Genomic DNA, 9,888 nt, shown 5'->3' with positions numbered 1-9,888 from the left:
GTCCTCAAACGCCAGTCAAAGGCCCGGTTGGCGTTTATCGAAAGGCAACTTTCCGAGTTGGAGGAGGCGATCACAGGCCTCATTGCCGCGGATCCAAACTTGTCCGCACGCCGTGATATTCTGACAAGTATTCCCGGTATTGGTCTGGTCACGGCGCACATGCTGCTCATCGAGATGCCTGAGCAGGCCGCCAGCCTCGCCGGGCTTGCACCGTTCACGCGCCGGTCGGGGAAATGGAAAGGCAAGGAAATGATCCGCGGAGGGCGCGCGGCTCTGCGATCTGCAATCTTCATGCCCGCWTTGGTCGCAGTCAGGTTCAACGCCGATCTCAAGCGCAAGTACCAAGCCTTGCTGGACAAGGGAAAACCACCAAAACTCGCCATCACGGCAGTCATGCGCAAACTCATCCTGCTCGCCAACGCCCTGTTGCGTGACGGCCGAAAATGGGATGAACGCTCCGCTTGACCAAGACGGATACTACCGCCCACCGGCTCCGGAAACCGTCGTACCGATGGACCGGAGGCCCGTCATGCACTAACAATCAAATTGGACCACTCAAGTGGGGCTGATCACAAGGCACAGGCAAAACTGGGTGTGGATGACCAATTCGCAGACATGGATGCCAATCTAAAAGGTCTGTTGGATCGTCAGATTGCCGAAATTGAAGCACAGATCAAACGAACCATCATCTCAGATGACGAGATGTTCCAAACCGCCGAAATCCTGCGCTCTGTTTCAGCGACAGGCTCGGTTACAGTCGCAATGCTGATCGCGGAAATGCCTGAACCTGGACAGATTACAGGCGAACAAGCCGCCGCACTGACTGGACTTGCCCCCATCGCACATGACAGCGGCGCATTGCGCGGGAAACGCGCCATCGCAGGTGGGAGACGTTCTCTTCGTCATGTGATGTTTCAGGCCGCTCTGGTAGCCAGTCACCACAATCCAATCCTGAAAACATTCGCACAACGCCTTCAAACTGCAGGGAAGCCACACAAAGTCATTGCCACGGCCGTCGCGCGAAAGCTCGTCACAATCGCAAACGCGCTGTGCAAATCTCGCCAGAAATGGGCTTCTCAGCAGGATTGAGAAATACAGTTGCTGGTGAGACGTTGATGACCCACTCTCGCACAACAGATGCCGCAGGGGGGCTGTCAAACCATCAAGACCGGATGAGTCGTAACCGTACTTCAGCAACAACACCGGTCGTCCGCGCAGAGGTCAGACCCGATAATAATCCCGATACCACGCCACGAACTGGGCAATACCGTCGCGTACGTTGGTTTCAGGGCGGTAGCCGGTGAGTGTCTGCAGCAGCGTGGCATCAGCCCAGGTGGCCTCCACATCGCCCTTCTGCATCTCCATGTAATTGCGGATCGCGGTCTTGCCGGTCGCTTCCTCGATGGCATCGACAAAGTCCAGCAGCTTCACCTTGTCGGAGTTGCCGATATTGACCACCCGCCACGGGGCGACCGGGGACAGGCTGTCGCCTTCGGGCACGATCCGGTCGGCGGGGCGTTCGGGGATAGCGGCCATGAGGTCGGCAATGCCCTTCACCAGATCGGTGACGTAGGTGAAGTCCCGGTACATCTCGCCATTGTTGTAAATGTCGAGGGGCTGTTCATTGAGGATTGCCTTGACGAATTTGAAAAGCGCCATGTCCGGGCGCCCCCAGGGCCCATAAACGGTGAAAAAGCGGAACATTGTCGTCGGCAGGTTCCACAGATGGGCATACGTATGGCCCATCATCTCGTTGGCCTTCTTGGTTGCGGCGTAGATGGTGAGCTGGGTGTCCACCTTGTCCGTTTCGCGGAAGGGCATCTCTTCGTTGGCGCCATAGACCGATGAGGTTGAGGCCATCATCAGGTGGTCGACGGCCAGTTCGCGTGCAGCTTCCATGACGTTGAAGGTGCCCACCACGTTCGAGTCGATATAGGCGCGCGGGTTCTCCAGACTATAGCGGACGCCCGCCTGCGCGGCGAGGTGGATGATCACCTGCGGCTGAAACTCCCGCGCGACCTGCATGACCAGATCCGCATCCTCCAGCATGCCTTGGGTGAAGCTGTAACCGGGGTCCTGCAGCAACATCGCGTTGCGGCGTTCCTTCAGCGAGACCTCGTAGTAATCGGTCATCCCGTCAAAGCCGTGCACTTGATGGCCGCGGGACAGGAGTTCCCTGGTCAGGTGAAAACCGATGAACCCTGCGCTACCGGTGATCAGGACGCGGGGCTTGGGGCTGGGCTCGGACATTGGGGACCTCGTGACTGGTTTGATCCTCTCTAGACCGCCCGCGCGCCTTGCGAAAGGTCAGACCCGCTCCAGCGCCACCGCCAGCGCTTCGCCCCCGCCAATGCAGATCGACGCGACGCCTCGTGCGGCGTCCCGCGCCCGCATGGCGCCCAGCAGGGTGACGAGGATCCGCGCCCCCGACGCGCCGATGGGATGGCCCAGTGCGACAGCGCCTCCGTTGACGTTCAGCCGGTCACGTGGGATGCCGATCTCCTGCATCGAGGCCATGGCGACCACGGCAAAGGCTTCGTTGATCTCATAGAGGTCGACCGATGCAGGATCCCAGCCGGTTTGCTCAAACAGGTGGCGTTTGGCGTGGATGGGGGCGGTGGTGAACCAGCCCGGCTCCCCGGCATAGGCTGCGTGGCCGACAATCCGGGCGAGGGGCTCGGCACCTATCTCTTTGGCGGTCCGTACTGACGCCAGCACCAGCGCCGCCGCCCCGTCATTGATCGAGGAGGCCGAGGCCGCCGTGATCGTGCCGTTCTTGCGAAAGGCGGGCCGCAGGGACGGGATGCGGTCGGGGTCGATGCGGGTTGGTCCTTCGTCCTCGGAGATGAGGGTCTCGCCTTTGCGGATTTTCGCTGTGACGGGCGCGATTTCCCAGTCGAAGCCACCATTCGCGGCGGCCAGCTTCGCGCGGGTCACGCTCTCGATGGCATAGGTATCTTGCGCCTCACGGGAGAACCCGAAGTGATCGGCGCAATCCTCGCCAAAGGTCCCCATCGAGCGCCGCGTGCCGTCCGGAGCGATGTCATAGGCGTCCTCCAGCCCATCGAGCATCATGTGGTCCAGCATCCGGCCATGGCCGATCCGCGCTCCACCCCGTCCCTCGGGCAGGAGGTAGGGTGCGCCGGTCATGCTCTCCATGCCGCCCGCCACGATGATCTCCGCCGCCCCGGCCTGGATCGCGTCATGGGCCATGGTTACGGTTTTCATGCCTGATCCGCAGACCTTGGAGACCGTCGTGCAGGGCACGCTGACCGGCAGTCCCGCGCCCAGAGCCGCTTGCCGCGCGGGGGCCTGACCCAGCCCGGCGGGCAGGACGTTACCCATCAGCACCTCCGACACCGCTTCGGGTGCGAGTCCCGCGCGCTCGACCGCGGCGCGGATCGCGACGGAACCGAGCTCCGTCGCGCTGACCGGCGCGAACACGCCCTGAAACGCGCCCAGAGGCGTGCGGGCGGCGGAGAGAATGACGATATCGTCGTCGGATAATGCGGCTGACATGGACGGATCCTCCCTGATCCAACCGAGCCTGCCTCAAGCGGTCCGCTCTGCCAAGACCATCAGAACTGAGGCACCCCCGGTGCGGCCTCAGCATCCAACAAGCCGCTCGCGCGGGGATCGGGATAGATCTCCACCGCCCTGCGCAGGGGGATGAAGCCGCAGCTTTTGTAAAACCCCAGGGCGCGGGGGTGGTCGAGGGTACAGGTGTTGACCAGCACCTGCCGCGCGCCACCTTCAAAAAAGATCCGCTGCACTTCGCTCATGACCCAACGCCCTACGCCCCGACCGGGTTCTCCCGGGATCAGTCCAAAATAGGCCAGCGTCGGGCGCGCATTGTCGCGACGGTCGAGCTCTGCCATGCCGATCACCGACCCGTCGCGGAGACTGTAGTAGAGCTCGACCTCCGGGAGAGCCAGATGCGCGGCCAGAGCGTCTTCGGACCAGAGTAGCCGCCCCGTCCAGAGCCAGTCCCGCCCGACCTCCCGGAACAGCGCCAGATAGTCTGTTGTATCCGGGTCCCAGACCCGCTTCAGCGAGATCCCTTTGGGCTGTGGAACCGGTCCCATGGGGACGGGACAGCTGAGAAAAGTGACGACGGCCGCCAGATGGTCGGCGGGCACGTCGTGGAATCCGGGGGTGAGGGGCATGTTGGGTCTCCTGAATGCCGCTTATTTCTGCCCAGCCACTGACGTCTGGACAAGAGGCGGGACGCTTTACTTGGCTCGCGCGTCGGTTAACAGTTGCCGGATAAGACACGTTCAGGGAGAACACTCATGATCCTCACTCCGCTCCGGCCCTCGCGGCTGGCTCTTGTCATCGGACTCTCGGCTGTGCCGCTGACCGCTTCGGCCGAGCTGCTCTTTCCCATCGGCGAAGGCGATTTTAGCTGGGACAGCTATGAGGCTTTCGCCGCCGAGCACGATTATTCCGGGCAGGAGCTGAGGGTCACTGGCGCCAGCACCGGCGACGACGGAAAGAGACTGGAGAATGTCTGGGCCTATTTCGCCGAAGCCACGGGCGCGACGGTGGAATACTCGGGTTCGGAGAGCTTTGAGCAGGATATCGTCGTGTCCTCCAATGCCGGGTCTGCGCCGAACATCGCTGCTTTTCCGCAGCCCGGTCTCGCCCGCGATCTGGCGGGCCGGGGCCTGCTGACCGCGCCCGAGGGGATCGGGGACTGGATGGCCGAGAATTACGCAGCCGGGTCTTCCTGGTCCGATCTTGCGACCTTCGTCGGGGCAGATGGCAGCAGCCAGCCCTACGGGATCTTCTTTGGCACCGATGTGAAGTCGCTGGTCTGGTACTCGCCCGAAGCCTTTGAGGAGAACGGTTACGAAGTGCCCCAGAGCATGGAGGAGCTGAAAGCTCTCACCGAACAGATCGCCGAGGATGGCGGGACGCCCTGGTGCATCGGCCTGGGCTCCGGGGCGGCCACAGGCTGGCCCGCGACCGATTGGGTCGAAGACCTGATGCTGCGTACCCAGCCGCCGGAAGTCTATGACCAGTGGGTGTCGAACGAGATGAAGTTCGATGACCCGCGCGTGATTGCCGCCATCGAGGAATTCGGATGGTTTGCGAAGAACGATGCCTTCGTCAAAGGCGGGGCCTCCGCTGTTCCGGGCACCGATTTCCGTGACAGCCCGCTGGGCCTCTTCGAGTTGCCGCCCGAGTGCTACATGCATCGTCAGGCGTCTTTTATTCCGAACTTCTTCCCCGAGGACGTGAGTATTGGCGAGGAAGTAGATTTCTTCTACTTCCCCTCCTACGCGGACAAGGATCTGGGTAACCCGGTGCTGGGGTCTGGGGGTCTGATGGCGATCACCAATGATAGCGAGGTGGCACGAGGCTTCATCGAGTTCCTGAAGACTCCCATTGCCCACGAGGTCATTATGGCGCAGGGCCAGTTTCTGACGCCGCACAAGGGTGTGAATCGTGATATGTATCGCGACGATGCTCAGCGGGCGCTGGGCGAAGTGCTGAATAACGCGACGACCTTCCGCTTCGACGGCTCCGACTTGATGCCGGGCGAGATCGGCACGGCAGCTTTCTGGACGGGCATGGTGGATTATGTCTCCGGTTCCGATGCCGAAACCGTGGCAAAGGATATCCAGACCCGCTGGGATGCGATTCAGTAAGGACCGTTGCTCGTCACGCCATTGGGGCGATCATCGGCCAAGGGGCATTCGCAATGCCCCCTGGCTTTTTTGCCGCCATCTGTTTTGACAGGGACGGTCGGGCGACGCAGAGTGTCCGCAGTGAACTCTCAGGGAGACCCCAACATGAAGATTCGTCTCGCTTCGGCCACCGCCGCTCTGGCGCTTATGGCCGGTGCCGCACAGGCCGAGTATACGATTACGGTCCTGCATACGAACGACTTCCACTCGCGCTTTGAGCCGATCAGCAAATACGACTCGACGTGCTCCGCCGAAGACAATGAGGCCGGTGAGTGCTTCGGCGGCTGGGCCCGTCTGGCCAATGCCGTGCGCGATGCCCAAGGGCGCCATGACAACACCCTGCTGGTGGATGGCGGCGACCAGTTTCAGGGCACGCTGTTTTATACCTTCTACAAGGGCAAGCTGGCCGCCGAGATGATGAACTCGCTCGGCTATGACGGCATGACCGTGGGCAACCACGAATTCGATGACGGCCCCGAGGTGCTGCAGAGCTTTGCCAACACGATCAACTTTCCGATCCTCATGTCGAACGCCGATATCTCGGGCGAGGACCTGCTGAAGGACGTGATCCAGAAATCCACCGTGGTCGAGAAGAATGGCGAGAAGATTGGCTTGATTGGCCTGACGCCGCAGGACACGGATGAGCTGGCCAGCCCCGGCCCGAACGTGATCTTTACCGAGCCGGCCGGTGCCGTTCAGGCCGAGGTGGACAAGCTGACCGAGATGGGCGTGAACAAAATTGTCGTGCTCTCCCATTCCAGCTACGCCGTTGACAAATACGTGGCCGAGAACACCACCGGCGTGGATGTGATCGTCGGCGGTCACTCGAACACGTTGCTGGGGGACATGGAAGGTGCAGAAGGCCCTTATCCAACCATGGTGGGCGACACTGCGATCGTTCAGGCCTATGCCTATGGCAAGTATCTTGGCGAGTTGAGCGTCACCTTCGACGATGACGGCAAGATCACCGAAGCCACGGGCGCACCGGTGCTGATTGATGCGGGCATTGAGGAAGACAGCGACGTTCTGGCCCGTGTGACCGAGGCTGCTCAGCCCCTCGAAGAGATCCGCAACAAGGTCGTTGCCGAAAGCGCTGCCGAGATCGACGGCGCGCGGGAGCAATGCCGGGCGCAGGAATGCCAGATGGGCAACCTGATCGCCGACGCCATGCTCGACCGGGTCAAGGATCAGGGTATTCAGGTCGCGCTGCAGAATGGTGGCGGCATCCGCGCCTCCATTGATGCGGGCGAGGTCACCATGGGCGAAGTGCTCACGGTTCTGCCGTTCCAGAATACTCTGTCGACCTTCGAGGTGACCGGCGCTGTGCTGAAAGAGGCGCTGGAGAATGGTGTGAGTCAGGTCGAAGAAGGCGCCGGTCGCTTCGCGCAGGTGGCGGGCATGACCTACAGCTTTGACCCCTCGGCTGAACCCGGATCGCGCGTGACTGAGGTCATGATCGGAGGTGAGCCGCTTGACGAAGGTGCGACCTATGGCGTGGTCTCGAACAACTACGTCCGCAATGGCGGTGACGGGTATAAGATGTTCGTGGATGCCGCGAACGCCTATGATTTCGGCCCGGACCTCGCCGATGTGACCGCCGAATATCTCGCCGCTAACGGTCCGTTCGAGCCTTTCACCGACGGCCGTATCACCGTCGCTGGCCAATAAGCGAAAGAGGGTCGCGGGCTTGTCCCGCGACCCTACCGGTCGATCACCTTGAGCACCGGGTCAGGGTGACATCTGTGGCCGTGCCACTCACAGGGCCGCCTTTGACCCGCAGGCCGCCATTTGGCCCGGACCAGAGCGTGAAGGTCGCGGGCACGCCCTCCAGCGTCAGAGCATTGATCCCCACCCGGCCGCCATTACCGCTGATATTTGCAACGGTGTAGGGTGTGCCGTTCAGGGTGAGATCGTTGTCGCCCAGCCGCCATTGCCCGGTACACCCGCCACCGGCTCCTTGCCAGGTCCCTTTCATTTGCGTGGTGTAAATCTCTTCTGGCGCCAATGTAGCCGGTGCCGGTGATGGCGAGGTCGGATTTGTCGGAGGGATTGGCGCGGCGGGTTCGGCAGGGCGGGCGACCTCGGGCAGCGGCGCGGCCACCTCGCAGCGATACAGAGCCACGGCGAAGCCGCTCCCCTGGATTGTCAGCAAGTCTCCCCCCAGAGCGAGTGCGACGGGCCGACTGGCACCAGTTCGCGGATCGATCAGGTCGAGGAGGACCCGGCCGCTTCCCACCCCAATCCCCCGAATCGCAAAGCGACTGCCCACACCGGATATGGCGTCACGGGTCAGGCGCCAGCGGCTCGCCGCGTTTGCACATTGGGCTCGGGACGGCGCCCAGTCGCCCAGATAAGGGCTGTAGGCATCTTGCCGAACGCCTGACCTTCCCGGGACTGCTCCCGGAACACGCAGCACCTGACCGACCTCAAGCCGCTCTGGCGCAACTCCGGGATTAGCCGCGAGCAGGTTGTCGAGCGGGATGCCGCACTGTTGGGCGATGCCACCCATGGTCTGCCCTGGCGCGACTTCGATGGAGCTTTCACAGCTTTGCGCGTTTGCGAATGGGGCTTGGAGAGACAGCACTAAAAACACGGTAATCCAGCGCCAGATCGGGCGATGCTTCTTCATATGAGTATCCACTACGAGGCCTCTTTATGCATCAGATATAGGGTCCGGTCTCCGTTATGCGATGACAGCGGCGGTTTCCGCGCGAAAACGGATCAATCTCTGATGACTCTGCTTGGGCGAGAGTACCGATGAGGAAAGGTGTTCTGGATATGATAATCTACGATCCGACGAGGTGAGGCATTGGGGGACTTCTACAACTTCCTTGGATCATGTTGACAAAGATCGGATCCATAGTCTGACACAGACGACAGTGAACATCGCTCCTGGTTTCCGGTCAGACTGATTGTTGATCCTACGAGGCCATTTTCCATAGAGTTCCTTTGAACGCCTGGGCCGGCGTTTGTCAGCTGCTGGCGGAGTGGTGCGCTGGCGGTTGTAGAAGGCCTCGGTGTATTCGAAGTTTGCAGCCTTGGGCTGTGCTCGCGTTATAAACCGTTGGCGGTGGACCAGCTCCCTTTTCAGTGAGGTGAAGAAGGTCTCCATCTGGGCGTTATCGAGGCGCTCCCCCTTGCGGCTCATGGATTGGGTCAGCTTGGCACGATGGATGATCTTGCGGTAGTCTCCGCTGGCGTATTGCACGCCTCTATCGAGTACAGGAACAGGCCGGGGACCGGCCTGCGCCGGTTCAGGGCCATCCGGAGCCCGCCGCAGCACAGCTCGACCCGCAGGTGATTGGCCATAGACCAGCCGACGGTTTCGCGCGTGGCCATATCCTTGACCGCCGCTAGGTCCGCCCATGCGGCGGCCATTGGTCTGAGGCCCATGGCGGACGCCAGCCCTCGTCACTGCCGACATAGGTGATACTCGTCAGCCCGATGGTGTTCTGGTTGGTGCAGTGAACCGTCCGCTGCAACAGGTTTGGCGACGGGATGAGAGGATGTTTTCCCGTAGTATTCTGGCCACATGCCGCTCCGACACCCGCTCCCCGTCAGCGCGCAGATCCCGGTGGATGCGTTTGGATCCGTAGCGTTCCTTGCGGGCTTCGAAACAATGCTCTCCGCTCCAGCAGCGCCCTGCGCGGAGCCCCGCGGTCATCACGACCGGGCGTGCTGGCGTGGCGTCCATAGAGCCAGCTGCGCGACAGGCACAGCAGCCGGCAGAGTGTCGAAACCGCGTTCTCCGGCTGACAAAGCCCTACCGGTGCCACGGTCAGTCAAACTGGGCTTTCCGGGCCGTGCTGAACGCGCGCTTATTTATCTTTCAGGACGGGAAAAAGGGGCTCGCAGGCAAACTCGGAGCGGTGCCGTGCACCTGCTCAATTATCTGCAAGTCCCGTTCTTATCCGCGAGCCGCTTGTTCTTCTGGCGCAAGCGTTCCAGCTCAGCGGCATCGGCTTTCAGCCGGCGTTTCGCTTCCGACCAGCCGAACACCTCGATCTCTGGCCGCCAGGTGTTCAGCTGAGTGCTGATGACCCCCAGCTCTTTCGCAACGCTGCCCTGCGTCGCCCCCGGTTCGTAAAGCCGCGTGGATCCCGTTCGATGCGGTGCCTCAACCAATGGCGCACCTTGCATCTCACCCTTGAATTCGTCCGCATATTCCCGTCGATGCCGTCCCATCTCTTGCTCC

Annotated in this window: 12 protein-coding genes; 4 read left to right on the top strand and 8 right to left on the bottom strand. The window is 61.7% G+C overall.

The window, feature by feature from the left end; translation table 11 throughout:
- Window positions 1–27: 27 nt before the first annotated feature.
- Both FEV53_RS18610 and FEV53_RS18605 read left to right on the top strand, forming a co-directional pair.
- The gene (locus tag FEV53_RS18610) at window positions 28–465 is read left to right on the top strand and encodes a transposase (protein WP_142836206.1); all 438 of its coding nucleotides are present in this window, start codon (window positions 28–30) and stop codon (window positions 463–465) included.
- Window positions 466–615: 150 nt separating this feature from the next.
- Window positions 616–1,089: a transposase gene (locus FEV53_RS18605; RefSeq protein WP_142836205.1), complete on the top strand. Its 474-nt coding sequence runs from the start codon at window positions 616–618 to the stop codon at window positions 1,087–1,089.
- A 132-nt stretch (window positions 1,090–1,221) separates the two neighbouring features.
- On the opposite strand, the gene FEV53_RS18600 is transcribed toward FEV53_RS18605, so the two are convergent.
- Genes FEV53_RS18600 through FEV53_RS18590 form a run of 3 tightly spaced genes read right to left on the bottom strand, consistent with a single transcriptional unit; the run spans window position 1,222 to window position 4,166 of the window.
- On the bottom strand, window positions 1,222–2,250 hold the full coding sequence (locus tag FEV53_RS18600; RefSeq protein WP_142836204.1) for a GDP-mannose 4,6-dehydratase: 1,029 nt from the start codon (window positions 2,248–2,250) through the stop codon (window positions 1,222–1,224).
- Between the two features lie 57 nt (window positions 2,251–2,307).
- Entirely contained in the window at window positions 2,308–3,519 is a 1,212-nt protein-coding gene (locus FEV53_RS18595) for an acetyl-CoA C-acyltransferase (protein WP_142836203.1), read from the bottom strand.
- A 59-nt stretch (window positions 3,520–3,578) separates the two neighbouring features.
- Entirely contained in the window at window positions 3,579–4,166 is a 588-nt protein-coding gene (locus FEV53_RS18590) for a GNAT family N-acetyltransferase (RefSeq protein ID WP_142836202.1), read from the bottom strand.
- Window positions 4,167–4,292: 126 nt separating this feature from the next.
- Between FEV53_RS18590 and FEV53_RS18585 the strand changes: the two genes are divergently transcribed.
- Window positions 4,293–5,654, top strand: a complete 1,362-nt coding sequence (locus FEV53_RS18585; protein ID WP_142836201.1) for an ABC transporter substrate-binding protein — start codon at window positions 4,293–4,295, stop codon at window positions 5,652–5,654.
- Window positions 5,655–5,798: 144 nt separating this feature from the next.
- The gene (locus FEV53_RS18580; RefSeq protein WP_142836200.1) at window positions 5,799–7,361 is read left to right on the top strand and encodes a bifunctional metallophosphatase/5'-nucleotidase; all 1,563 of its coding nucleotides are present in this window, start codon (window positions 5,799–5,801) and stop codon (window positions 7,359–7,361) included.
- Between the two features lie 43 nt (window positions 7,362–7,404).
- Here the strand turns inward: FEV53_RS18580 and FEV53_RS18575 are convergent, their stop codons facing one another.
- The 5 genes from FEV53_RS18575 to FEV53_RS18560 form a co-directional block, all read right to left on the bottom strand.
- Window positions 7,405–8,322, bottom strand: a complete 918-nt coding sequence (locus FEV53_RS18575; protein WP_142836199.1) for a LysM peptidoglycan-binding domain-containing protein — start codon at window positions 8,320–8,322, stop codon at window positions 7,405–7,407.
- A gap of 207 nt (window positions 8,323–8,529) precedes the next feature.
- Entirely contained in the window at window positions 8,530–8,805 is a 276-nt protein-coding gene (locus FEV53_RS22215; protein ID WP_425465507.1) for an IS3 family transposase, read from the bottom strand.
- Window positions 8,806–8,849: 44 nt separating this feature from the next.
- The gene (locus FEV53_RS21040; protein ID WP_185962320.1) at window positions 8,850–9,086 is read right to left on the bottom strand and encodes a hypothetical protein; all 237 of its coding nucleotides are present in this window, start codon (window positions 9,084–9,086) and stop codon (window positions 8,850–8,852) included.
- A 43-nt stretch (window positions 9,087–9,129) separates the two neighbouring features.
- Complete coding sequence (locus tag FEV53_RS22210) at window positions 9,130–9,357, bottom strand: IS3 family transposase (protein WP_185962319.1); 228 nt, start codon at window positions 9,355–9,357, stop codon at window positions 9,130–9,132.
- A gap of 224 nt (window positions 9,358–9,581) precedes the next feature.
- Window positions 9,582–9,888: transposase (locus tag FEV53_RS18560; RefSeq protein WP_246100931.1), on the bottom strand; the 307-nt coding region annotated here is incomplete at its 5' end.

Origin of the sequence: Palleronia caenipelagi, assembly GCF_007004065.1 — a bacterium.
Classification (GTDB): domain Bacteria; phylum Pseudomonadota; class Alphaproteobacteria; order Rhodobacterales; family Rhodobacteraceae; genus Palleronia; species Palleronia caenipelagi.
This window is presented reverse-complemented; position numbering and strand designations above follow the sequence as displayed.